The following is a 23,799-nucleotide window of genomic DNA, read 5'->3' on the forward strand; positions in this document are numbered from 1 at the left end:
ATGAATTGATGAAGTGTGACAGGAATTAAACCAGCACTTCAATAGGTGCGGGATGGCTGAGGAATGCCGTGGGGCTTGCAGTCAGGCCATAAGCACCTGATTGAAAAACCACGATTAAATCGCCGGTTTCCGCTTTGCTCATCTCCATCCGATCCGCTAACAGATCCAGAGGCGTGCAAAGCGGCCCTACGACCGAGACCGTCTCTCTTACGCTATGTTGCGCCTTATTACCGACAATAACCGGGTAGTTCTTGCGGATCACCTGGCCAAAGTTACCGGATGCGGCAAGGTGGTGGTGCAAGCCCCCATTCGTAATGAGGAAGACCTGACCTCTGGACTCCTTGCGCTCCAGGACTCGACACACATAAATGCCAGCCTCCGCCACCATATACCGTCCGAGCTCAATCACGATACGGGCCTCAGGCAGATCCCGCTTCGCTTCTGGTATTAAGCGCTCAAGGTTGTCGCCTACTTTCGCCAAATCCAGCGGTTCATCACCGGGAAAATAAGGCACGCCAAAGCCGCCGCCTATATTCAGCAATCGAACTCCACTTGGAGCGTACCGGGCAAGCGCGACGCCAAGCTGCACCGTTTTTTCGTGGGCTTCCTCCAAGGCCGCCGCCTTGAGGTTCTGCGAACCGCTGAAGATGTGAAATCCTTCGAAATCCAGGTCAAGCTGCCCCATCCGATGAAGCATGGGTGGGACTCGCTCCGCATCCACACCGAACTGTTTTGCGCCGCCGCCCATTTTCATGCTCGAAGATTTTAGCTCGAAGTCGGGATTGACGCGAACCGCCACTGTGGGACGAATGCCAAGGTGTTGACCCAAAGTGGCAATGCGCTCCATTTCCTGCTCCGATTCCATATTCACGACTACACCGGCAGCGATAGCGCAGGAAAGCTCGGCGTCGGTCTTGCCCGGTCCGGCAAAACTGATGTGACCCGGCGGCATAGTCGTATCGAGTGCGACGTGCATCTCACCCGCTGACGCTACATCGATGCCATCGACCAGGCTAGCCATATGCTGCACTACAGCAGGCATCGGGTTGGCCTTCATCGCATAGTGCAGATGAATCTCAGCCGGCAGGTGTTGTCGCAGCAGGGCGACCCGTTCGGTAATCCGCTGTCTGTCATAGGCGTAAAAAGGAGTCTTACCTACGCGCTGGGCCAGCCGCGTTAGAGAAATACCGCCAATCTGCAAGCAATTGTCGCGGATCGGGAATTGATCCATTGAAGCGTGCTTTGGGCGAATATTACTCATGCACAGGCTCCACGAAAGCGTTCTCGAACTCCTGTGTGAGCAGTTTACGATCAATCTTACCGTTGGGGTTGCGTGGCAAGCTGCCTTCCCTTAACTCGACCCTGCTCGGCAGCATAAAGGCGGGGAGATGAACCTTGCACGCTGACAGCAATTCCTCCTGGTTAATATTGCGGCCTGACCGCGCTGTGACGATCAGGACGATAGCCTGTCCAAGCACCGGATGCGCGACGCCAATGGCGGCCGCTTCTCCCACGAGCTCCGTAGCATAGATAACCTCTTCGATCTCGGTGGGGCTAACCCGGTAACCGGATGTTTTGATCATCTCGTCCCGGCGACCGATGAAATACAGAAAGCCCTCTTCATCCATGCGCACGGTATCGCCAGACCAGACCGCCAATTCCTGGATGGGCAGGCCGGCCTGACGGGTGGGAACGGGCTTAAAACGCTCGGCAGTTTTTTCAGGGTCGTTCCAATATCCCATGGACACCAGTGCACCACGATGGACCAGTTCGCCCGGCTCTCCGGGCGCGCAAAGAGATCCGTCTTCACGCACAACCAGCACTTCGGCATTTGGAATGGCTTTGCCTATCGAGTCGGGACGCGCCACGACTTCTTCAGGTGGCAAGAAAGTCGAGCGAAACGCCTCAGTCAGCCCGTACATGAGATATATCGCGGTACTGGGAAGATTGTTTCGCAACAGATCCAGCGTCGCGCACGGCATTGCCCCGCCCGAGTTGGTGATATAACGCAAGGAAATATTGTCTGGCCAGGTCAATTGTGCCAGCTGAATCCACAAGGGAGGGACCGCCGCCAGACCCGTGATATTTTCCGCTTCCACGGCAGCAATAATATCCCTGGGCAGCAGATAGTTCATGAGTACGCCCGTTGCCCCGACATTAAATGCCGTGGTGAGCTGGCTGAGCCCATAGTCAAAACTGAGTGGCAGGACTGATAAAATTCGATCCTCCGCCCCATTTTTGAGGTATTGCGCCACGCTCGTCGCACCGGCAATCAGGTTGCGGTGGGACAGAACAACCCCTTTGGGCTTACCTGTGCTCCCCGAGGTGTAAAGAATCGCAGCCATATCGTCGTCGATACTACGGTGGCCGCCGGTCCCACTGCCCGCGATCAGCGCCTCGTTCCATAATAAGATATTCAAGTTGCCGGAAATATTGGATAAACCCTCGGCCGAACCGATGACCATCACCGTGTGCAAATCATGGCACTGCGCTAAAACGGGGAGTAGCAACTTCAAGCGGTCAGCCGAAGTGACCAGAATTCTTACGTTGCAGTCGCGCAGTATATAGGTCACCTGTTCCGCCTTCAGCAGCGGGTTGACCGGAACGAAAACCCCCCCCGCCGCCGTTGCGCCAAATAATGCGGCGACCGTCTCCAGGCGTTTCTCAAGATAGACCGCCACTCGCTCGCCGCGGTCGAGGCCCAAGGCCAGCATGGCCTTCGCGGCCGAGTCGACGTCCTTAGCCAAGTCGGCGTAGCTTACCCGGCTTTGGCGGTACACCAAGGCTTCCTTGTCCGGAAATTGGTTGGCAGAGTTTAAAACAAGCTCTTGTACGAGGTGTGCCATAACGTACATCTACTTTAAGAAAGTGTATGCCAGGTGTTTCATGCAAGGGCCGTTATTTTATCCCGTGACGATTCATCAGATCATAAATTGTGGGGCGGCTGACCCCGAGTAATTCAGCCGCCTTCACGACATTTCCGTTCACCCTGGCCAGCGCTTTCATCAGCGCATCGTACTCGGCCTTGTCGCGTATCTGACGAAGATTGATGGGTTCGGCCGGGCCCGAGGCCGCCTGCAGTCCAAGATCCTCGGAACTGATAATGGGCCCGTCCGCCATGATTACGGCGCGTTTGATGCAATTCTCCATCTCGCGGACATTGCCGGGCCAGGGATGACTCTCGATGGCGGCAAGTGCATCCTGACTAAAGCTGAGCGAGGCCCGTTTTTCGTGCGCGCAGAATTTATTCTTGAAGTGATGTGCAAGCAGTGCGGCATCACCCACCCGTTCTCTCAATGGCGGAATGGTGATCACGATTTCGCTGAGCCGATAATAGAGGTCTTCCCGAAAACGCCCTTCCCCGATCAGTTTCTTCAGATTCTGATGGGTGGCGCACACAATGCGGACATCGACCGGGATCTCCTTGCGGCCACCGACTCTTTCAATCACTCTTTCCTGCAAGAAACGGAGAAGTTTCGCCTGTAGCGCCATGGGTAAATCGCCGACCTCATCAAGAAAGAAAGTACCTTCATGGGCCAGTTCAATTTTTCCGGGCGTCTGCTTGACAGCCCCAGTATAAGCTCCCTTTTCATAGCCGAACAGCTCACTTTCCAAAAGCGCTTCCGGAATGGCCGCGCAATTTATGGCCATGAAGCGTTTTTCCCTTCTGGCGCTGGACTGGTGGAGCGCCCTCGCCAGTATCTCCTTACCTGTTCCGCTCTCTCCCAACAGAATTACCGTCGCATCCGATGGCGCCACTCTTTCGACATTGCGGCATACCTTCAAGAGCAACGGATCACGCGTTATTACGCCCGCGATGAGCGAATGCGTCTGGGTTTGAAGCAGCCTGCGGTTTTCCTGCTGCAATGCATACAAGTAATATGCTCTTTCAACCACTAGATGCAACATGTCGGGATCGAAGGGCTTCTGGTGAAAATCATAAGCTCCAGCGGCAATCGCCTTCAGTGCATTTCCATGATCCTGATTGCCTGTAAGCACAATCACCTTGGTGTCCGGCGCAAGCTCAAGTATCTGCGCAAGAGTGGCAAGCCCTTCCGAAGCGCCGTCCGGATCCGGGGGTAGCCCCAGATCCATGGTAATAACCGCCGGCTCGTGCCTTCTCAGCAACGCAAGTGCGCTTTCACGATCCCCCGCCACTAATACCTCGTAGGCGTCAAAGCTCCAGCGCAGTTGTTTCTGCAGTCCGGGATCATCTTCGATTACCAGCAAACTCTTTTTATCCTGACTCACTTACATCCTCTTCCATTTGATCGAATTTTCCAAGCGATCTCTACTTTACGGTTAACGCCTTAATAGCTTGAACGTTTTGACAGAGCGGCAGAAGGATACGGAAGACGGTGCCATCCGATTCACTACTCATGACCTCCAGCTTGCCGCCGAGTTCAGACACATATTCCTTGCTCTCAAACACCCCGATACCCATGCCAGCAGATTTGGTAGATACAAAGGGTCTAAAAAGCTTTTCGCGGATGAACTCTTCACTCATGCCGTGCCCCGTGTCCTTTATTTCAACCATCGCGAAATCATGTTCCCTCTGCAACCGAATCCGAACCAGACCATCACGTGGCGTCGCTTCGATTGCATTTTGGATGAGATGCCCTACAACCCTTTCCAGTCGTGACGAGTTCGCGTAAACCGTGAGGCTGGAATCCTGTACTTCCAGAACAGGCTTGGGTTCGGCAATCGATTTGCTCGTGACCGCTTCTTGTAACAGGTGAGCAATGGAAAGGGGAACGGGCGTCTCCGCCGAATCGCTACCACTTAGTTTTTCCAGAAGCCGTTTCATTTTTTGAACAGACAGGTAGACCGTTTCAACCATATCTTGCTGGAACGCCGGATTTTGTTTATGTTTCTCTGCGTTGGAAAGCAAAAGGGATAACTGTGAAACCAGGTTTTTCAAATCGTGGACCACAAAGGTCGACATGCGATTGAATGACTCAAACTGGCGCGCCACCATGAGCGCGTTGGCAGCCTCGTGCTGCGCCAGGTAACTCGCCGCCTGATTCCCCGCGACCTTGAGCAGATCACTAACTTCCCAGTTCAGCTTTACTTTACTTCTCGGTAGTGCCAGCACCACAAAACCGAATAATTTTCGGTGCTGGATGAGGGGTACCACCAGCCATGCCTTGGGGATGGTTTGCAGCCATTGAGGCAAAGTAATTTCCGAGTATTTTTCCGGGTTTGTCCGATATTCCTGTAAGTCGATCACCCATTCCCTGTGTTCAAGGAACTGGCAGAAAGAGCTTGTAACCGGTTCAATCCCGCTGGCGAAGGGCATATTCCAATGAGCGACGTGTTCGAAGTTTCCGGACTCCCGGGATATCCAAAGACTGCCGCCCGGGCTCTCCACCAACTGCGCTAAAGCCTGAATCACGCGCTCACCCAATCCATGCCCGCCCTCGGAGAGCGTACGCGTAAAGTGAAGCCACTCTTCGCGATAGTCATAGTTGTAGCTAAAAAAATGCTTGCTGATAAAGACTCTTAGCCAGGAACGCAACGTGCCCGAGAACAACACAGCCATGAGCAGGACTACAGCGCCAAACAGGAAACTCACCTGCATGACGGTGCCCCAACTGCCGCCGAAAAAACGGAGATAGTAGCCAGCACCGGCCATTGCCAGCAAATACGCGGCAGCACCAAATAATGCCGCAGAATAAAAGAGAATGCGACGCGATACTGTAATACCAACGGACCATTGGGGGTTTCGCGCGGCCGACACGGCGACAAGCGGAACAATAAGCGCGTTAACAATCCCGCGAGCCGCCCAGATCTCGGGGTTTACATGCCTGAGCAGCAACGCATCGCTATAGAGGTAAAAATCGTATGCAAAAACCCCGCCGATGCCGAGGCAAGCAAATTTTATTCCCCAACGCTGCTTAACCGGTGTGTTCCTGTACAGTTGCTCAACCAGTATCATTCCCAGTAGCGCCATTGCGACACTCGCAATGATACTGTAGGTGAAATCGGCTTGAACTCCGGAAAAGGTAAAGTCCCCATGGCCATACAAAGCGGCAATAACGCATCCGACATAGAGTGACACGATGATCGACATGGCAGGGTTCACCCTGCCGGTGAAAAACGCGTCCCGATTTAGCCCCAGCAGGGTGATGAGAAACGCCGACCAGCCCGCATTCCGGGTGATTTCCAGGAGGTCCGTGAGGAGCGAAAGGGGGCGGTCCTGGGATGCCTGGTAGGCCAGCGCCGCCGCCCAAAGCACGGACAAAAGGCAGGCAATAGGCAGTACTATCCCCTGCAAACGGCCCCGCCAGCTCGTCAGCAGGAGCACAGCCAAAACCAGATACGCTACCGCCGCAAGTGTATAGCTGACCGCCGCGATGCTCGTTACCATTTTGTGCGGCTGCGCCTGGACATCATCTCCCGCCCTTGCCCAGCACAACTACTTCAATAGTATCAATCAGGATGATGACATCAAGGAAAAGACTATGGTTTTTTACATAATATAAATCGTACTGAAGCTTTTCGATAGCATCTTCCACCGACGCGCCATATCGATAGCGCACCTGCGCCCATCCAGTTATTCCGGGCTTGATGCTGTGCCTAACATTGTAGAATGGCACTTCTCCGCAGAGTTGGTTTACAAAATAAGGCCTTTCCGGACGTGGACCGACAAAGCTCATATCCCCATTCAGAACATTGAATATTTGTGGAAGCTCATCGATTCTCAACTTCCGGATGATTCTGCCCACGCGCGTTATCCGAGGATCGTCCGTCGTCGCCCACTGCGGCTTCCCGCCTTTCTCGGCATCGTTCCGCATACTCCGGAACTTGAGAACCATAAACGTTTTCCCACCCTTTCCCACCCTTTCCTGCCGGTAAAAAATTGGAGGGCCATCTTCTAAAAGGATACAAATGGCAGTGATGAGCATGATGGGCAGCGTTGCCGCGAGCAGAATACCGCTCGCGACCAGATCGAAAACACGCTTGATACCTGAGCGAAGCAGGCTTTGATCGAAACCGCCGCCAAAAACAAGCCAACTGGGGTAAAGCGTATTCACCCGAATCTGGCCTCGCTCCCGCTCAAAAAAAGCGGCTGAGTCGGTAACCTTGATCCCATTCAGCTTGCATTCAAGCAGATCCTGAATGGGAAAACATCCGCCGCGCCGCTCCTGAATGGCAATGATAATTTCTTGAGCTCTGTATCGATTGGCCAGAGACATTAAGGAACCCGTCTTCGGCAAAACAGAAGAAGCCGGGATATGCAGCTCTTCGTCCGGCACCGATACAAAACCGATGATCTTGAGGCCTCGCCGCGCGGAATCATTTTTTGCCTGCTCGACAAATTCCTTGGCCTTACCCCCCACGCCAAGCACGATGGCCTGTGACTCCATGATTCCCAAGCTCGACCATTTCAGGAATGCCGCACGGGTCAGGAGAATTCCAGCTAAAGCAAGAAGCATGACCAAGCCGAGAATACCACGGCCGAGATAGAGATCAGGCAGCAGATAAAAGATCAGGGTGATGATTCCGAATCCCAGCATCATCGATGGCATCAACCGGAATAAGATTTCTTTTAGGTCCAGCCGGGAATCGAGTTGATACAATCCCATCGCCGCCATGCTTAGAATCATGACGGAGGTAAACGTGAAGGCTTCCGGGAACAAAGAGGAGAACGAGAAAGGAAACGGCTCGATTTGATCCAAAAAACGAAGACTGGCTCCAAAATAAACCATGAATATCAGCACCAAAATTTCAGTGCTGATGAGCAGGATCGCCGTTCTTGAGATGTAATGATTATATATGCGAAGCAATTTCGATCCCTTATCAGTGCTCTTTAAGAAGAGTATCACTGCGATCAGTATTGTTATTGCAGCCGAATATTAAGCGGACGGCCACTTCGGAACAAGCTCGGACCAGCATACGAAGACAACTTAACGTGCGCTTGCTCTCGCACTGAAACGGTGACCCATCATTATTTTGATTCGATATACCAGACATTGGCTCTAACCTGATATATAACCGAGCGGGTTCCTCTCCGCCGGATAGTGGGACGCAGAAAAATATTTCGTTATTGCACGGCGCGCTAGGTGAGCGTCGCACTGCCTCAAATACCCCTGTGTTAAAAACCAGCAAACGTCGGGCAGGGCCATTAACGTCTGCGCTAAATCTCGTAATGATGAGACGGCTCTTATGACCGGTAGACGCCCTAATGCACGGCCGTCATCGCATCATATCAACTTCGCCCGAAGGGGCAATTGGACTTTGGTACGTCAATCCGCATCCAGAAGAGAGCCTGATCTTTCCACAGCCCATCCTTGAGCGGAACCGTTTTGAAAAAGCAGAAGCGACGCGACGATCCATGTGCCACATCTTTTGGCAACTATCGGGGTTTACCATAAGGCGCAAAGCGGAGATTTCAGCGTATCCTGCGGCGCCAGGACTTTCATTCTAAGGGAACCTTTCTGTACCCACCCCGGGCAGACCCTTACTGAAACTAAATTGTGAATCCGCCGCGATTCAGCAGACTGGCGAAATAGCCCGCCGTGCTAATGCCCCATCTGTGTAGAGTCGCGAGGTGAGATTGATCCCTTGACGATTAATGCCAGCTTGAGCCGATCTGCCACGTCAAGCTTTCGAAAAACTTCGGTCAGGTGGGCCTTTACCGTCCGCTCGGTAATATCCAGACGTCGCGCGATTTGTTTATTGCTTTCACCGTTGCCCACCAGTGTAGCGATCTCGTATTCGCGACGGGTCAGATTTGCCAGCAACTCGGTGACCGCTTGCTTGATTCTGTTTTTTTCTTGCGTGATCGTAACGAGTTCATTCAGCAAATGCCAACTCAGCGACCGTCGTATCCACAATTCGCCTTGCTGAACCGCCAGCACTACGCTTTTAAGCTGCTCGGGCTCGGTTTCACGCCGGCAGCAGCCACGCACCCCGGTCCGGAACAAACCCCACTCTGTTTCGTCAGAAAAAGGACCACCTAAAATCACAACTTTTGTGTCCGGGTTCAATTTCATAAGACCTGCGATTCCATTTACCCCATCCAATTCCGGCACATCGTGGTCAAGCATCAGAATTTGAGGTTTTACTCGGACCAACTCCGCCCTGAGGGAATCCAGATTGGTTGAACAGAAGACAGGGGCAAGGCTGTTCACCGCCTGCTCCCATCGATAAAGGTTTTCGTGCGACCCACTAGCGAGCAAAATCAAGGAACTCTCCGATCACATTCAGGATTGGTCAGTGCAATACCTTATCCATGATTTTACCCAGCAGTCGCCGCGTCACCCATATTTCGCCACGATCTATAACGCGTACCGCCTTCAGGAAATAAAATGGCTCTGCTTCGTGGCTCAAGCAACCGCGCGCACCGCTGGCCAACGCTTGCATGATCAACTCCTCCTTGACGGATTTATCAGTTAACAATACGACGAATGTCTCCGGACATTCCCGGTGCAGCACCTCCAGCAGGGCGAAATCCGCTGCCGTGGACGGACCTAGATGAAAAAAGAGAATTCTCGGCTTTAACCGACCAATCCGTTCAACCATGTCATCCGCATGAACGGCCGCATAGGGCTCGCCCTGGTGGTCAACGAATGTCTCTCCTCCTTCCGGCAGGATGTCTGTCAGAACTTTGATATCCGGCCCTTCTTGCAAGAGTTGTTCTACCTTCGCGCGTCTTCCCGGATCGGTATCGGCTATTGCCACCGTAACCATTTGCATTGTGTGCCTCCCAGCCCATATATGGGCTCTCGAAATAATTAAGCGATCTATTATTCTGTTCGGCTAGTTTGCAGCGATATTCCGCAACTCCGCCCGTCTCACTGCATCTCGTTTGCCAAGCTTGGCACAATTTGCTGTCACCGCAAACTCAAGCTTGGCGCGTAACTTATTTACGGCGGAGCAAATCAATGATGTAATTCGCTGGGATTGCATAGGTGATCCCGCTGGGGTTGCTGAGAGCTGCTTCTTTTTTACCTTTGACAAATACCATATTGATAACACCATAAACCAGGCCCGTCTCAGGATCGTATAGCGGGCTTCCGCTGCTGCCGGGATAGGCAGTGCCGTCTAACTGAAATACTGCATAAGCCGGCTTCTGTAACTGCCCGATCATCTTCGCGTTGAGTTGCCGCGAATTATGCGCTGGCAAGATTATAGGCGTAATCGAAGAAACCATGGCCCGATGAGTGACCGGGTAAAATCCCAGTATCATTCCAATTGGGAAGCCGGTAAAAATCAGAGACTGGCCCTCGCGAACTTTGCTTGTATCTCCCAGTCGCATGGCTGGCAGGGGAGAACCGCTGATTCTCAACAATGCGAGATCGTGTTCCTTGTCGACCGCGGCAATTGTTGCGTCCCTCAGTTCAGCATCCTTGCCCTTGCCGGTAATAACGGTATATGCCTCCTTATTGGCGACGTCCAGCACTTCAGGAACAACATGAGCATTGGTTATTACGTGGAGACCATCGTCCACGACGAAACCAGTCCCCAGAAAATTCAGCGGAGGGGAGCGCGTCTTCTGAAATGTACCCACTCCAACTATCGAAGGCTTGGTGTACTCGATAGTTTTGACCAGTTCGGTACCCCAAAGGGGGGAAACACAGATCAGGCCGGAAAAGACAACTTTGATGAAGCTGGCCCCGAGGTGCCGGAAGATGTTCGTGATATTCATTGCTCTTTTATTGATCACACTCCCGCTATGGACCATCGTTCCATTTACGGCCGGATAAGAACTAGCTGCAGCCTTCCATCTTGTAGATGAAGTATCCGTCCTTGTTAATCGCGTCGGCCACGTTGGCCGGCGCGCCTTGGCTATGACAAAAACTGCATTCTTTGCTGGTAACGGTCGCATCGCCTTCACCAATTGAAGTCAGCCACTGTTTCGCATACTCAACTGCTTTTTCGTCGTCTTTTACCGCAGTGAAGACGTCGAAATGCATTGTGTGGCCATCCTTGGCTTTAACGTAGGTGTCATAGACGTGAATTTCCATGTGGTTCCTCTTCAGTTTTAATAGGTCTAAGGGAAGATAAAGCACGTTTACCCGCGGAATCAAATCCCTGCATAGACTATCACGCCCCAGCAAAAAGTGGAATGTTGAGGCACGCGCGAAACGGTAGTGTTTCCGAGTGCCTTCGCGGGTTGGACCTGAATGAAGTCCCATAATACTCAGCCATTCTCCTAAACCGAACTCATCATTGTTGTCATAAAACTGTGACATAACTGCAATAAAAACGACACTTCCCGGCAGTATTCTTTCGTCAGTTTCGATAAACACACGGGAAGAGAGTCATTTCATGAAATTATCCAAGCTTACGTTAGCCCTCGCCACCATTTTAGGTACAGGCGCATCATCCACGATTTTCGCCCTCGATTTGTATGTCGATAGAAAAACGGAGCAGATTTACGCAACGCCTGGTCCTGGACGGGTACATCTAGGTTCCTTCGTAAAGGACGATGCCGCGGCTAAAACAACTGGCAGCACCAGCAACAAAACGTCCGAAAGAATAAATGATAAGACAGCGGATAACGCGGCTGAAAAACCGGAGCCAGCCGACATAGCGGCAGTGAGGAAGGATATTGAAATGAAGGCCAAAATGCGGGAAGCGCGCCTGGTCAGCGATATTGGCTCACTGGAGGAACGGGTCAAGGAAAGCGAGAAGGTCCACATTGAGTTTCACGATGGCGCACCCCATTTTTCAAGCAAGGATGGCAATTTCACGTTTGCGGTCAATGGACGGGCACAGGTTGGGTCCCAATACAACTTTATCAATGAGGTTGCGCCCCCTACCGGCAACAACACACCGAACGAATGGAACAGCGGCGCAACCCTACGTCGTGCTCGCCTTGGTGTCGAAGGTACTTTCTTCAAGATCTGGGATTACAAATTCGAATACGACTTCAGTCGCGGCAATGGTTCGGTAACCGCCGGGATCACCGACGCGTTCGTGCGGCTGAATGTAACCAAGCCGTTCTCCGTGAAGGTCGGTTCCTTCAAGGAACCGTTTAGCCTGGAAGAAGCCGCCAGCAACCGCTTCCTCACATTCATCGAACGTCACATGTCGGTCAATTCATTCGTGGACAATCCCAACACTTATAAAACCGGTATCGGCGCCAATTATGCAGTTCCTCGTTTCCAATTTGGCGTCGCTTTTCAAACAGAACCGGTCGGGCCCTGGTCGTCCGCCTCAACCTCGGTTAATAACGCCGGCAACCAGAGCCGCAATAACGGATCGGGCGATACCAGCTGGGAAGGCATCGGCCGTATATCTGGCAGACCTTGGATGGAAGACGAAACCAAATTCTTGCATGTGGGTATTTCAGCCGGACACACGGATGTCAATACGCAATACACTGCCGCCGGCGATATCGCGGCCACGCCCTCGGCTCAGGGAGGTGGAGGTGGTGGAATGGCTTTCTTTGCCTTTCCCGGAACAAACGTGGATCGCACCAATATGCTGAATACCGGCAACCTGAGTGTTGGCAACCGGAATGACCCTAACGCGCGGCGGATAGACAGCTATGACCGGTATGGAGCGGAAGGGTGGCTGGTTCATGGTCCATTCTCGGTTCAAGGAGAATATTTAAGAACCAATATCAACGGCCTGGGATACGACAACGAACATTTCACCGGCTATTATGGTTTTGCCAGTTACTTCTTGACGGGCGAGTCGAAAGCCTATCATGTCAGAAATGGCGCGGCAAATCGCATAAAACCCAAGCAGAACTTTCAATGGAACGGTTCAGGCTGGGGAGCATGGGAAATCGCCGCCGGGTATGATTATATCAACCTGAACAGCGGTGTGGTGAGGGGAGGGAAAGCCGATATGGTGAGGTTCGCCCTCAACTGGTATCCTCACCCCAATGTCAAGTTGCAGAACAACATTATTTATACTCTAAATGTAGACACGAGTGGCTCCCCGATCGCGCGTACAGCCGGTTTTAATAATGCCGATTTGGCTGCTTTCTTGACTCAGCTTCAGTTCGATTTCTAACGTCTTTAAAACGGGAGATAAAGTTCCTGTTGATCGGGGTTGATTGAACAACTTCGGGAACAAGCTTGATAGACACCTTTGCGGAACGTGGCAATTAACCCTGCGCTCTGCGAAGGCCTCTCAGTTTTTACGCAGCACGGGGCCGTTTATCGGAGCGAAAATTCCACCTTGCTGCCAACTTTCTTTTCATCCGGTTCCACTTCGACTTTTGGCTCCAGGACAAATATCCGTTCGCCTGGAATACCGCCGTGCTCAACGAACCAGTTGAGTGCAGCCGCAGCCCGCTGCTCAGCGAGTTCGCGCATTTCGTTGTCGTCGGCGTTTACGTTCGCCAGCAATAGTTGCTCCATTTCCGGTACAGGCAGGCTCTTTGTCAGACCGACAAGATTTTTCGGCTTTGCGAACTTTGCCTCCTTGTAAGCCAGCGTCAAATATTTGGGGTACTCGTCCGGCGTGAGCTCGATCTCGTCTATATCTCCAGTTGTTTGACCCTTTTTGACTTGCTCCGCCAGTTTTTGAACTTTAACCTTGCGTTCGAGCATTCTGTGCTTTAGGGCTTCCCGGTCATGCGCAGGATCCGCTCGACCGGTAATCTCAAGTTCAAGCGACGATCGATCTGTTAAGGCCTTGGATAAGGTTTTCAGACGGTTCTCAGCCTCAGCCGTAATCGTTGCATCGCCAGGGGCAAAACCGATCTCGGATAACTCTTCTCCACCGAAAAGCGACCCCAGCACGGTGAAGGGTGCCGTTACTGCCTTTGTAAGCAAATTGATAATCGCGTTAGCGATCACCCCGCCGAGGCTGAATTGCGGATCGTTGATGGAGCCGCTTATTGGCAGATGGACATCAATTTCTCCCTCGCTGTTTTTAAGCACCGCCAATGCCAGTTTTACAGGGATCGACAGCGCGTCCGGACTTTCAATTTTTTCACCCAGGGTAAGTTGATCGAGAAACACGTTATTCTCTGCCCGCAATTCTCCTTTCTCGATGTGATAGTGAATATCGACCGACAGCTTGCCTTTCTCGATTGTGTAGCCCACGTATTTACCTGAATAGGGGCTGAAGGTCGGCATATCGATGCCCCTTGCGGTTGCTTTGATGTCGAGGAAGAGCTCGCTACCAAAAGTGTCCATCTTTCCCACGATCTTTAGTGGCGCGGTTTTGTCCACCGCGCCGCGTATATCAATCTCACCCGGCTTTCTCGGATCCAAAGGCCCTATTCGACCGGACAGTCCGGTCAACCTGGCTCTATAGTTGGGCTTGATGAACTCATCATGAAAGTTGACGTGCCCTCCCTGCAGGGTGATCCGGCCGATCTGTACTGGCGTATCCTTGCGGGCTGGCACGGGAGCGCGCGCTACACCAGGCTGCGAGGAGGATGTGGAAGATTTCGTTTGTTCCGGCGGCGTCATGGCGGCGGACGGTGCGGGAGGCACGTTCGCATTATCTCGGCGGATTAGGCGCTTGAGATTGAGCTGGCCGTCTGGGCTAAGGGTCACATGAGCAAAGAAATCGGCGAGTGCGACGGATTCGATATTGACGCGCAACGGTTCACTGGAAAATTCCATACGGCTGATGTCGAGACTGCGCCAGCGCATGAGCTCGGTCATGTCTGACTTGTCCAAGGCGTTAAAATGGCTGAGCCGGCCGTCACCGTTCAGTACTACTTTTGCTGCCGCGCCATTCACCCCCTCAGCTTTAACGTTGCCTTGAAACGACAGCGCGCCACGTGTGATCAACGCGTTCAACCGATCACCCGCCCAACCTTGCAGTGGGACAAAATTGATATCTTTTGCGTCTACCGCGAGATCAGCCATCAAGGGCGCCCATGCCAGCGAACCACTTGTTTGCAGGTGGCCCTCCTGATTTATTTCAGCTTTCAGCTCCAGCTTCAGCGGTTGGGCACCGCTGAGGTCGATATCGCTTATGGTCAGGTCCAGCGGATCCGCAACCATGGACGGTACGTTTGACAATGTGCTGTCCTCAAAGCCAAGAACTGCCGCGATTATTTTTAAACTGCCAAGCTTGACGGACCACGGCTTGCTCGCCTCGGCGTGAGGAGCTGCTGCCTCAGGTGCCGGCTCCGTCCCGGGAGTCGGGGCAAATAATTTGGCCAGGTCAAGGCGGCCGTCGGATTCGCGACGGATAGATGCTTTAACTCGCTCCAGCACGAGCGAACCAACTGACAGGCTCTGGCGCTTGGGATCAACCGTAACGTCATCCACACGCAACTGGGGCAGGCTCATTGCCGGTTCCGTATCGCCAATACGCGCTATAGTGGCTTCAGTCAGAACGAGGGTACCCTGTGAGGGTTTTACAGCGTTGAGATTGACCTCCGTTAATTCCACATCAAGCTGCCCCAGCCTGGCTGAATAGGGCGCTTCTGTCGCCCGGTTCTCAATTTCCAGCTTCCTTAGCACGGCGCGCCCGGTTAGAACGAGATTGGGAGGCTGACCCGGGGTTTGGTTAAAAGTCAGCAATAACTTACTATCGAAAAAACCGGAATTCAGCTTGACACCGACGGGGATGGGAGAATATTCGTCTAATCGCGTGAGGTCGATGCCGCTTAGCTCCAGCTCAAGCGTAGCTTGACGGTTCTCTGCGAACGGACGGGCTTTTCCTTCAATCAAGAGCGGAGCGCCGTTGACCTTGGCGCTGAAATGGGGCTCTACCCAGGTTTCCTCGGCACTCTCAAGATTGGCAATGAAGGGCACTCCAATGTTGATGTCGGAAATTTCCTGCTGGCTTTTTTTGAGCCGATCGACAAATTCAAAGCGGCCGCCTTCTACGACGACATTACTCACGGAAAACAGCGTTGGAGTTTCGTCCTTCGGCTGTTTTAAGAAATCTTCGATAAGATCGGTGATATTGAACTGATTTTCGCCTTCACGCACCAGACGCAGCGTGGGGCGGTATATCGATACCGAACTGATTACCGGCGCAAGATGAGCGATCGAAGCAATGCTGAGGTTCACATAAAGCTTGTCCACGGAAAGAACGGCATTCTCAGCATCCGCGATTCCGGGCCTTTCGCCCACGCGGAAAGCGTGGATGGTCAGTTCCAGCGTGTACGGTTGAATCTCGATGGACTGTACGGTCACAGGCCGGTGGAAGGCTTCTGACAGCGCCATTTCAAGCTTCGCCTTGGCGTAACCTGGCAGCCAGAAATAAGCGAGCAGGCCGAACAGGATAAAAATGGCAACGAGAACACCCAGGGTGATTCCCAGACGTTTGTGGGCAGCGAAACGATGGCGTAGAGAGGCCAGGGACATGATGAGACGTTTAGATATAGATCGAATAAATGTTGAAGTTGATCGATATACCGCAGGGTCACGGAGTAGCCGAGAATGCCATCGGCGTAACAGGGCTTCTAGCTGCCCAACTTTACGCTGAGCAGAAAGATGGGTCAATCGTAAGACAGGTTTAAGCCCAATTCAGCGTCACGCCCTGCGCGGGTGGGGGGGAATCAGTTTGTAGGTCACAGCGACCAGTATTGCAAACATTGCGTAAGCTGCCGTAAATACACCTTCAGGGAAATCGTAGAAAAGGACGCGGTGCAGCCAGCGCTGAATAAATCCGCTTTCCGTGGCGGTGCCACGCAACGCATCTTCCATCCATGTAAGCGGACATACCATGCCAAGGAGGGACTCTCCCGCCACGAACAGGATTGCGGCAAGATGCGCAAGCCGAAAGCGGGGGTTTCGCGCGAAATCCGCTCTCATCCAGGCACCGATCCAGATCAACGGCAGGCCGCCCAGGACGAATAGCACAAAAAACAAATGAATAATAAGTACGATATCGGCCAGCATGGGCATTCGTAATCGCGAGAATTATGACTTATAGCGCTTATGGTTGGAACATGGCGTACCGGAACCGTTCGGCCGCCGGGGTGAGTTCCGTAAAACAGAAACTGCCGGCTCATCCATTTCCTATTCGATGAGGCGCTGTTTACGCCGCGCTATCGGCCATGTGCATTGATCAGCCTAAATGGCAATAGAATAAACATATTCTATTAGGTTATTTCTGGATGTGTTTGCGCATGGGTATAGTGTTGCGCAACGAAAAACAGGCTGAACTAAATAATGAAGATTCGCAACCTGGACTTGACGGGTAATCCAATCAATCTCGAGCATGAGGAATTGGGGCTTCCGCCTATAGAGGAGCCCATATCTCATCCGGGAGCGCATCCATTTCTTCACGCGGCAATGTGGTTTGCCATCGTGGTGTTGATCGCGCTGGTGATTTTTTTGATTGGGCGATTCTTTTTTTCCAATAACTGGTCAGGCGGCTGGCAGATCGTGGGCGAAACCCTGAGCGGGAAGGTTTTTTGGAGCGCCGCAATGGTCGGGTTTCTGGCGCAGGTAATCGACGGCGCATTGGGAATGGCGTATGGCGTTACCGCGACCACGTTTCTGTTGGCGACCGGCGCCACGCCTGGAGCGGCGAGCGCAAGCGTTCATATCGCGGAGATTTTCACCACCGGTGTTTCTGGCATTTCTCACGTGAAGTTCGGTAACGTAAACAGAGACTTGTTCGTACGTTTGCTGGTGCCGGGCATCCTGGGGGGAATAATTGGCGCGGTCCTCGTTACCCAGATCGACGGTGCGGCCTTCAAACCGTACATCTCGGCTTATTTGTTGCTGCTGGGAATCTATATCCTCAGTAAAGCGTTTCGGCCGCTGCGTCTGCGCCAGAAAGCGCCGGAACATGTGGGAAAACTGGCGCTTTTCGGCGGATTTGTCGACGCAGCAGGAGGCGGAGGCTGGGGCCCGGTTGTAACATCGACTTTGGTTGGATCGGGCAACGATCCGCGTACGACCATCGGTTCAGTGAATTTTGCAGAATTCTTTCTTACGTTAACGAGCGCTGCCGTCTTCACACTGCTGATGGAAACCAATACCTGGCCCATAATTATGGGGCTGGTTTTTGGGGGGCTATTCGCGGCGCCTTTCGCGGCGGTACTGTGCAAGATGCTTCACGCGCGAACATTGCTGATATTGGTTGGAATACTGATCGTTATCATCAGCTTGTACAACCTGTATAAGGCGCTTCTCAGCTAAATTTTGGAACGAGTGATGAATTCGTATTTCTGTACGTTTTGGACACCCTTGACATGATGAAGTGGGGAAGCTGTCCCCGCCGTACTGCAAGTGATACTTTCTACAGCTCAGGCTTGACAAATTCCTCACATCGGCACGATACTTTTTTAAGATAAGTTGTGATAAGTTGCGACACGTTATTGTTTCGGATTCATCCCGTCCAGTCGGCCCCTGGGGGTAGGTGCCTATATAGCGCGGCTGTGCAGTTAACCGCCTCCAAGTTAATGTGGCCACGTTTCTTGCAGTCGCATTTAGCGCAAGCAATTATCCGGTAACGCATGAACGCGGATTCTGGTTTGACATTTACATTTTTTAATAATATCCATGGGAGAGAAAATGATGCGAAAGCAATTTGGGACTGCTCTGTTACTGTCTAGCCTGGCAATTTCAGGGACCGCTTCGGCACAACAGTTCGCTGATGATGTTCAAGACTTTGGAGTATGGGGCGCTGCAACCGCGACCGGCAATTTTGGCTTCCTCAATCCGGACAATCCCACACTGGCGAAAGTGAAGTGGTGGGCGGAAGGGCAGGGGCGTTTTGCTGATGACGCATCGAAGTTTTCTCAGGCGATCGTTCGCCCCGGTATCGGGTATCAGCTTACCCCAACCATGAGTGTGTGGGCGGGATACGCTTGGACGCCGACTACAACTCCCTATGTCGGGAATACCTACGATGAACACCGCGCCTGGCAACAATTCATATACGCCGACACATACTCATGGGGGAAGTTTCAAAGCCGCAGCCGCCTGGAAGAACGTTTTGTCCCCGACCATATAGGGCGAGCGTCCAACCCCGGGGATGGAAATCCCAACAACGCGTCGTGGGTGGGCTATCGTTATCGGCACTTGCTCAAAGCGTCCATCCCACTGAAATTTGCACCGGGTTTCAGTTACATTGTTCAGAGCGAGGCGTTTGTGAGTCTTAATGATACTGATTGGGTCCCCCGGCAAGGATTCGATCAAAACCGGTTCTTTACGGGTGTGGGTTATGCTTTTACGAAAAATATCACGGGGGAGATCGGATACATGAACCAATACATTATTCGCCGCGGGGCCAACTACATGGGGCACAACCTGGTAGTCAACCTGCTTGCAAATTTCTGAGAATCTCTTTTCGCCACGGGATAGGGAAAGATAAACACTTCCTGATAATTCCGTGGCGACCTCACCCGTTTTGATTTCAAATTCCTGTTCATTCCCGGCCTTAATTATCCGGTCGTTATCGCTCGCGATATCCCTGGCTGCTTCTGCTCCAAGTCTCGCCGCCACAGACGATTATAATCAATGCATCGATAGATCAGCCAAAAGAAAGAGCGGACAGGATACTACTACTGCAACTGAAGCAGGTTGCGCGAAACGGTTGGAAAACGTGGGGTCGAACGAACTCGACCTGCCGTCCGAAGCGCTAAACAAACTTGTCGTTAATGCTGGTTTTGGTTGGGGAATATTCAGCGGAACCGTTTACAACGGCAACAAGGACTACGTGCTGACAGGTGTTACCGTCCTTCTCACTCCGCCAGCAAACAATAAATCTGATCAAACCCCGGCGAGCGGCACGGAATACGATATCGCTTTAGCTTTGGAACCCTTGGCGAAAGGCTCCCTTTCCATGCCTGTTCCTTCCGACAATACCCTTGAATATGCGTGGAAGATCACGAAGGCACGAGGTTACAAAGCGCGATAATACCAACCGCGAAGTATCGAAGACGGCTCTACAATAGAGGTTTTAACATGCCCTCGAGCTTGCTTCGGCTCAGACGCCCTAATTTTGACCCGGCTATGTTTCCGCTGCGATCGATAATAACCGTGAACGGCAGCGCTCCCTGGCGATTCCCCGCCGCATCCGCCAGTGCCATGACGCTCAGGTCTCCAACCAGCACCGGGTAATTTATACCAATCTGCTTGCTGAAAGCCGCTGCCCTTTCTTTTTGATCCACCGCAATGCCGACAAAGACCACTCCCTGCTCACCGAATTTCTTCTGAAGCTCAATGAACTCAGGAATTTCCTCCCGGCAGGGCTCGCACCAGCTTGCCCAGAAATTCACCACCATAACCTTGCCACGCCATTGGGAAATCGGCTGCAGCCTATCGGCAAGGTCAGGCAGGGTCGCGGCAAATATCGTCTCCGCCCCTTTTCGCGCCGTATCCGGCGACACTTCGAATTTGGCGCTACTGCTCGTCAACTGACTACGCAGCAGAACCCCCGCGGTCAATGCAATCATTGCAATACCGGTGTATAACAATACTTGTTGTAATTTTGTCATTAGCCAACCCCGGTAAAATTCTGGTGAAGCTCCGATTTTGGCGCTGCGTCGCCATTGCAAGGACACTCCAGAGAGTGTACTAAATTCTCAGTGAATTGAATTATCTCTAGATGAGATCGAGACCCAAGGAATAAGTCCTCGCATGCCTATCTGTGCCCTTCGATGGCTTCCGCCCGGAAAGCCTAGATCAGCACCGCGTTGAGGATCGACAAAAAACTGTCCTTATCCTGGTAGCCGATAAGCCTCACGCCGGGAATTTCGCGCCCCTGCCGGTCGAGAAACAAAATGCCTGGCGGCCCGAACAGCCTGAAGCGCTTGAGCAAAGCGGTATCATCCGGCGTGCCGGCGGTAACATCGACCTGCAGTAACACCACGTCCTTCAGGCGCGACTGCACTTTGGCATCGGTAAAAGTGAAACGCTCCATTTCCTTGCACGAGATGCACCAGTCGGCGGAAAAATCCAGCATGACATACTTGTCTTTGGATTGGACAATATGCTGTTCAAGTTCAGCTATCGATTTCACCTTTTGAAATGGTAAATGACGGGTTTGCTCCATCCCGGTTTGGCTTGTTCCGTTCACACCCGCGCCACCAACGCCTATCTTCGAAAGCGGTTGCAAGACATCGCGGCTGCCAGAGAAAACACCTATCAGCAGAGCAATTCCGGTCAGCAATGCAATCATGCCCAGACCCTTCAGGAGTTTTTGCACTCCTGAGGCGCCGGGTTGCAGCGGGTCAACCGCGCGCAAATAAATGGCTGAGACGATCAACAGCGCAGACCATAGCAGCATATGCGCCACCGCAGGGATTACCGGCGATATCAGCCATATGGCGACACCGAGCAGTAAAACGCCGAAAAAGTTTTTGACCGATTCCATCCAGGGGCCCACCCTGGGTAAAAGCGCGCCCGCGGATGCGCCCAGCAACAACAACGGAACGCCCATCCCCAGCGCCATGACAAACAACGCGGACCCGCCCAGGACGACGTCGCCGGTCTGGCTGATATAAAGCAGCGCCCCGGCCAGCGGAGCGGCCACGCAAGGGCCGACGATCAGGGCCGACAACGCGCCCATGCCGAATACGCCAGTCAGGTGGCCACCCTTCAATTGCCCCGCCTCCTCAGAAACCTTGCTCTGCAAGAAGCCGGGCAATTGCAGTTCATAAAAACCAAACATGGAGAAGGCGAGCACGATAAAAACCAGAGCAAATGTGCCCAATACCCAGGCATTTTGTAAAGTTGCGGAGAGCATCGCGCCGGAAAGGCCAGCCGCGACGCCGGCGCAGGCATAGGTGATCGCCATGCCAAGGACGTAGGCTAGCGAGAGAACAAAACCCCGCCTCTTGGTAATGTGTTCTCCCTTCTTTGCAATAATGCCCGATAGAATCGGAAACATCGGAAATATGCATGGGGTAAAGGCGAGCAACAGCCCGATGCCAAAGAAACCGGTCAAAATCAGCCAGAAATTACCGCTATCGAACATTCGCTCTATCTTGGCGGATTCTGTCTCAATAGCGGGGGATCGCGACGATTGGAAGAGTTCCGACGCGGCGTCAGGCTTGGGGGCCGTAAAGGCAGGCGCCGCCACCGCGTTGTTGCTGATGGCACTGGCAGCCAACCCTGCCGCGGCTTTAGCCACGGGCAGGGTCAACTCAATTACCTTGCTGATAGGTGCGTAGCAGACGCCTATTGGTTCGTTGCACCCTTGATAAGTGGCAACGAGAGTAAGTTTGTCTGTCGACGACCCGTCGCGTTTCAAGGATACAACTGCCTCGAATGGCTGGTGAAACACTTCGACCTGACCAAAGGTAAGATCGCTTTTCACCGTACCCGAGGGGAGCGATATTTTCTCGATGGAGGTCTCGGTGTCCTTCGGCTTGAATGCAACCTTATCTTTGTAGAGATAATAATTTTTTGCCGGCTCGAATTGCGCGACTAGCGTATTCTCGTCTCGGACCCTGACCGTCAGCTTGAAAGCCTGGTCGGGAGGCAGCAATTCCTCCTCATCGCTTTTATCGAAGCCCGTGCCGAGTTGCTTTAAACCTGAAAGAAAACCGAATGGCTTCCCCTCCTCGGCGAAAACGTTGATATTGGAAAAACAGAGCAATAGCAGCAAAAAGCGGCTCAAGCGCATCGAGAAACAGGTCCTGTTCATTTTTGGTCCGCGGCTGACGTTTCTTCGGCAATCCACTTCAAATAGGCAGGTAAACCACTGCTGATTGGGACAGCAATGATCTCGGGTAGTTCGTATGGATGGACGGTCTTGATCAGCTGCTCTAACCGCGCATAATGTTGGGCAAGCGTTTTGATAAGCACTGGCACTTCACTGACACTTTCATTTCTCCCCTCCCAGCGGTATACAGAGGTACAGTCAGCCAGGACATTTACGCAGGCGGCCAGGCGTTCATCCACCAGTTTGCTCGCAAGAGCCATGGCTGCGGCTCTATCGGGTAGATTTGTAAAAATGAGTATGGGTTCCATCGAGCGTATTGTAGTCGCGGAAATGGAATTTTATCTGCTTTCGCTGGCAATTGCCGTGCCGGATGCGAAACAGTCGCGCACGGTGGGATAGCGGAGGTCTACGTGCAACTCATGCTTCAAACGCGTATTTGTCAGCCGCCGCGACTCCCGCATAAACGACAGCATGCCTGGCGATATCTGCTCCTCGGCCTGGGCGCGCGGGATGCGGGGGGGCCGTGGCAATCCGAACCGGTCGGCTATCAAATCAAAATACTCGCCCATTTTCAAGTGCGAGTCGTCACTCGCATGGTAGACCCTGCCCGGTCTGGCGAGACGCAACGCGGCGAGCACGATACGTGCAAGATCGTCGGCGTGTATGTGATTGGTAAAGCTGTCCTCTTCCGGCAATAGCGCCGGTATCCCCGCACGCAAGCGCGCCAGCGGCAGGCGGTCCCCAGCATAAATCCCCGGCACGCGGAGAATCGAAACACTCGCGCCGGTGCGCAACCCCCAGCTCCTAAGCTGTCTTTCTGCATCAACCCGGCGCAGTGCGCGTCCGGTCTGAGGGTTGAGCACGTGCGTCTCATCCACCAGCCTTCCCTCGCAATCACCATAGACACCGCTGGTACTGATGTACACAAGTCGTTGTGGTAACATTGCTGCCTTTATCTTCCGGCGTCTTTTTCTTGTAAGCGCTGCGAGGAGATTCGCAGTCCGCGTGTCGTGCTCCCCCAGGTTGGGAGGCGGCGCCAAATGCAGCACTGCATGAGCCAAGCCGGAAATTTTGCTCAGGCTACCGGGTATATCCAGATCGCCAAACACGGGAGTGATACCCCGCAACCGCAAGGAAGCGCGGTTCTCCGGACGCCGGTACAGACCCAGCAACCGGTAATGTGCCCGTAGCAGGGGCGCTGCGCGGAACGCCACGTCGCCGCACCCCACTATCAAGAGTGTCTGTTTCATAAAATATTCAGTTTACCGCCACCTATTTATTTATTGATGC

The 23,799-nt window shown here is 53.0% G+C and carries 19 protein-coding genes; 4 read left to right on the top strand and 15 right to left on the bottom strand.

All coding sequences use genetic code 11. The features are described 5' to 3' along the window. Positions 1–25: 25 nt before the first annotated feature. The 9 genes from C8R31_RS13335 to C8R31_RS13375 all read right to left on the bottom strand — a co-directional run bounded on the left by C8R31_RS13335 (position 26) and on the right by C8R31_RS13375 (position 10,973). Positions 26–1,261: a pyridoxal-dependent decarboxylase, exosortase A system-associated gene (locus C8R31_RS13335; protein WP_107694574.1), complete on the bottom strand. Its 1,236-nt coding sequence runs from the start codon at positions 1,259–1,261 to the stop codon at positions 26–28. Then, a complete protein-coding gene (locus C8R31_RS13340; RefSeq protein WP_107694667.1) occupies positions 1,254–2,846 on the bottom strand; it encodes an acyl-CoA ligase (AMP-forming), exosortase A system-associated in 1,593 nt (530 codons plus the stop codon). The genes C8R31_RS13335 and C8R31_RS13340 overlap by 8 nt, the downstream gene beginning before the upstream one ends. Before the next feature lie 52 nt (positions 2,847–2,898). Beyond that, positions 2,899–4,251, bottom strand: a complete 1,353-nt coding sequence (gene prsR / locus C8R31_RS13345; RefSeq protein ID WP_107694575.1) for a PEP-CTERM-box response regulator transcription factor — start codon at positions 4,249–4,251, stop codon at positions 2,899–2,901. 40 nt (positions 4,252–4,291) lie between these two features. Then, complete coding sequence (gene prsK / locus C8R31_RS13350; protein ID WP_107694576.1) at positions 4,292–6,370, bottom strand: XrtA/PEP-CTERM system histidine kinase PrsK; 2,079 nt, start codon at positions 6,368–6,370, stop codon at positions 4,292–4,294. A gap of 22 nt (positions 6,371–6,392) precedes the next feature. Further along, complete coding sequence (locus C8R31_RS13355) at positions 6,393–7,790, bottom strand: TIGR03013 family XrtA/PEP-CTERM system glycosyltransferase (RefSeq protein ID WP_107694577.1); 1,398 nt, start codon at positions 7,788–7,790, stop codon at positions 6,393–6,395. 735 nt (positions 7,791–8,525) lie between these two features. After that, entirely contained in the window at positions 8,526–9,191 is a 666-nt protein-coding gene (locus tag C8R31_RS13360) for a response regulator transcription factor (protein WP_107694578.1), read from the bottom strand. 28 nt (positions 9,192–9,219) lie between these two features. Continuing rightward, positions 9,220–9,702 carry a response regulator transcription factor gene (locus C8R31_RS13365; RefSeq protein WP_107694579.1) on the bottom strand — a complete coding sequence of 161 codons (483 nt, stop codon included), beginning with the start codon at positions 9,700–9,702 and terminating at the stop codon, positions 9,220–9,222. A gap of 166 nt (positions 9,703–9,868) precedes the next feature. Next, positions 9,869–10,654, bottom strand: coding sequence for a serine protease (locus C8R31_RS13370; RefSeq protein ID WP_107694580.1), 786 nt, complete (start codon positions 10,652–10,654; stop codon positions 9,869–9,871). Between the two features lie 61 nt (positions 10,655–10,715). Next, complete coding sequence (locus C8R31_RS13375; RefSeq protein WP_107694668.1) at positions 10,716–10,973, bottom strand: DUF2024 family protein; 258 nt, start codon at positions 10,971–10,973, stop codon at positions 10,716–10,718. A gap of 304 nt (positions 10,974–11,277) precedes the next feature. Between C8R31_RS13375 and C8R31_RS13380 the strand changes: the two genes are divergently transcribed. Further along, positions 11,278–12,975 (top strand): OprO/OprP family phosphate-selective porin, encoded by a 1,698-nt coding sequence (locus tag C8R31_RS13380; RefSeq protein WP_107694581.1) that lies wholly within the window; start codon positions 11,278–11,280, stop codon positions 12,973–12,975. 146 nt (positions 12,976–13,121) lie between these two features. Here the strand turns inward: C8R31_RS13380 and C8R31_RS13385 are convergent, their stop codons facing one another. Both C8R31_RS13385 and C8R31_RS13390 read right to left on the bottom strand, forming a co-directional pair. Further along, positions 13,122–16,247 carry a DUF748 domain-containing protein gene (locus tag C8R31_RS13385; protein WP_107694582.1) on the bottom strand — a complete coding sequence of 1,042 codons (3,126 nt, stop codon included), beginning with the start codon at positions 16,245–16,247 and terminating at the stop codon, positions 13,122–13,124. A 168-nt stretch (positions 16,248–16,415) separates the two neighbouring features. Further along, positions 16,416–16,784 carry a DUF2784 domain-containing protein gene (locus C8R31_RS13390; protein ID WP_308811279.1) on the bottom strand — a complete coding sequence of 123 codons (369 nt, stop codon included), beginning with the start codon at positions 16,782–16,784 and terminating at the stop codon, positions 16,416–16,418. Positions 16,785–17,057: 273 nt separating this feature from the next. Between C8R31_RS13390 and C8R31_RS13395 the strand changes: the two genes are divergently transcribed. The 3 genes from C8R31_RS13395 to C8R31_RS13405 all read left to right on the top strand — a co-directional run bounded on the left by C8R31_RS13395 (position 17,058) and on the right by C8R31_RS13405 (position 19,758). Beyond that, positions 17,058–18,035 (top strand): sulfite exporter TauE/SafE family protein, encoded by a 978-nt coding sequence (locus tag C8R31_RS13395; protein WP_107694583.1) that lies wholly within the window; start codon positions 17,058–17,060, stop codon positions 18,033–18,035. 375 nt (positions 18,036–18,410) lie between these two features. Beyond that, the gene (locus C8R31_RS13400) at positions 18,411–19,178 is read left to right on the top strand and encodes a DUF2490 domain-containing protein (RefSeq protein ID WP_107694584.1); all 768 of its coding nucleotides are present in this window, start codon (positions 18,411–18,413) and stop codon (positions 19,176–19,178) included. A 265-nt stretch (positions 19,179–19,443) separates the two neighbouring features. Next, positions 19,444–19,758, top strand: coding sequence for a hypothetical protein (locus tag C8R31_RS13405; RefSeq protein ID WP_146164602.1), 315 nt, complete (start codon positions 19,444–19,446; stop codon positions 19,756–19,758). Positions 19,759–19,786: 28 nt separating this feature from the next. Here C8R31_RS13405 and C8R31_RS13410 read toward each other — a convergent pair whose 3' ends face one another. The 4 genes from C8R31_RS13410 to C8R31_RS13420 form a co-directional block, all read right to left on the bottom strand. Beyond that, positions 19,787–20,338: a TlpA disulfide reductase family protein gene (locus C8R31_RS13410; protein WP_107694586.1), complete on the bottom strand. Its 552-nt coding sequence runs from the start codon at positions 20,336–20,338 to the stop codon at positions 19,787–19,789. Positions 20,339–20,520: 182 nt separating this feature from the next. Next, complete coding sequence (gene dsbD, locus C8R31_RS13415; RefSeq protein WP_107694587.1) at positions 20,521–22,470, bottom strand: protein-disulfide reductase DsbD; 1,950 nt, start codon at positions 22,468–22,470, stop codon at positions 20,521–20,523. A 17-nt stretch (positions 22,471–22,487) separates the two neighbouring features. Continuing rightward, entirely contained in the window at positions 22,488–22,817 is a 330-nt protein-coding gene (gene cutA, locus C8R31_RS16100; RefSeq protein ID WP_181320616.1) for a divalent-cation tolerance protein CutA, read from the bottom strand. Between the two features lie 30 nt (positions 22,818–22,847). Beyond that, complete coding sequence (locus C8R31_RS13420) at positions 22,848–23,759, bottom strand: SDR family oxidoreductase (RefSeq protein WP_181320618.1); 912 nt, start codon at positions 23,757–23,759, stop codon at positions 22,848–22,850. Between the last annotated feature and the right edge of the window lie 40 nt (positions 23,760–23,799).

It is taken from the genome of Nitrosospira sp. Nsp2 (assembly GCF_003050965.1).
In the GTDB taxonomy this organism is placed as follows: domain Bacteria; phylum Pseudomonadota; class Gammaproteobacteria; order Burkholderiales; family Nitrosomonadaceae; genus Nitrosospira.

What these genes read in the sequence shown, in the direction of transcription:
- C8R31_RS13380 (WP_107694581.1), top strand. Translation starts at nt 11,278, where the DNA reads ATGAAATTATCCAAGCTTACGTTAGCCCTCGCCACCATTTTAGGTACA.
- C8R31_RS13390 (WP_308811279.1), bottom strand. Translation starts at nt 16,784, where the DNA reads ATGCTGGCCGATATCGTACTTATTATTCATTTGTTTTTTGTGCTATTC.
- C8R31_RS13365 (WP_107694579.1), bottom strand. Translation starts at nt 9,702, where the DNA reads ATGCAAATGGTTACGGTGGCAATAGCCGATACCGATCCGGGAAGACGC.
- dsbD (WP_107694587.1), bottom strand. Translation starts at nt 22,470, where the DNA reads ATGCGCTTGAGCCGCTTTTTGCTGCTATTGCTCTGTTTTTCCAATATC.
- cutA (WP_181320616.1), bottom strand. Translation starts at nt 22,817, where the DNA reads ATGGAACCCATACTCATTTTTACAAATCTACCCGATAGAGCCGCAGCC.
- C8R31_RS13385 (WP_107694582.1), bottom strand. Translation starts at nt 16,247, where the DNA reads ATGTCCCTGGCCTCTCTACGCCATCGTTTCGCTGCCCACAAACGTCTG.
- C8R31_RS13420 (WP_181320618.1), bottom strand. Translation starts at nt 23,759, where the DNA reads ATGAAACAGACACTCTTGATAGTGGGGTGCGGCGACGTGGCGTTCCGC.
- C8R31_RS13335 (WP_107694574.1), bottom strand. Translation starts at nt 1,261, where the DNA reads ATGAGTAATATTCGCCCAAAGCACGCTTCAATGGATCAATTCCCGATC.
- prsK (WP_107694576.1), bottom strand. Translation starts at nt 6,370, where the DNA reads ATGGTAACGAGCATCGCGGCGGTCAGCTATACACTTGCGGCGGTAGCG.
- C8R31_RS13370 (WP_107694580.1), bottom strand. Translation starts at nt 10,654, where the DNA reads ATGAATATCACGAACATCTTCCGGCACCTCGGGGCCAGCTTCATCAAA.
- C8R31_RS13410 (WP_107694586.1), bottom strand. Translation starts at nt 20,338, where the DNA reads ATGACAAAATTACAACAAGTATTGTTATACACCGGTATTGCAATGATT.
- C8R31_RS13400 (WP_107694584.1), top strand. Translation starts at nt 18,411, where the DNA reads ATGATGCGAAAGCAATTTGGGACTGCTCTGTTACTGTCTAGCCTGGCA.
- C8R31_RS13395 (WP_107694583.1), top strand. Translation starts at nt 17,058, where the DNA reads ATGAAGATTCGCAACCTGGACTTGACGGGTAATCCAATCAATCTCGAG.
- C8R31_RS13340 (WP_107694667.1), bottom strand. Translation starts at nt 2,846, where the DNA reads ATGGCACACCTCGTACAAGAGCTTGTTTTAAACTCTGCCAACCAATTT.
- C8R31_RS13375 (WP_107694668.1), bottom strand. Translation starts at nt 10,973, where the DNA reads ATGGAAATTCACGTCTATGACACCTACGTTAAAGCCAAGGATGGCCAC.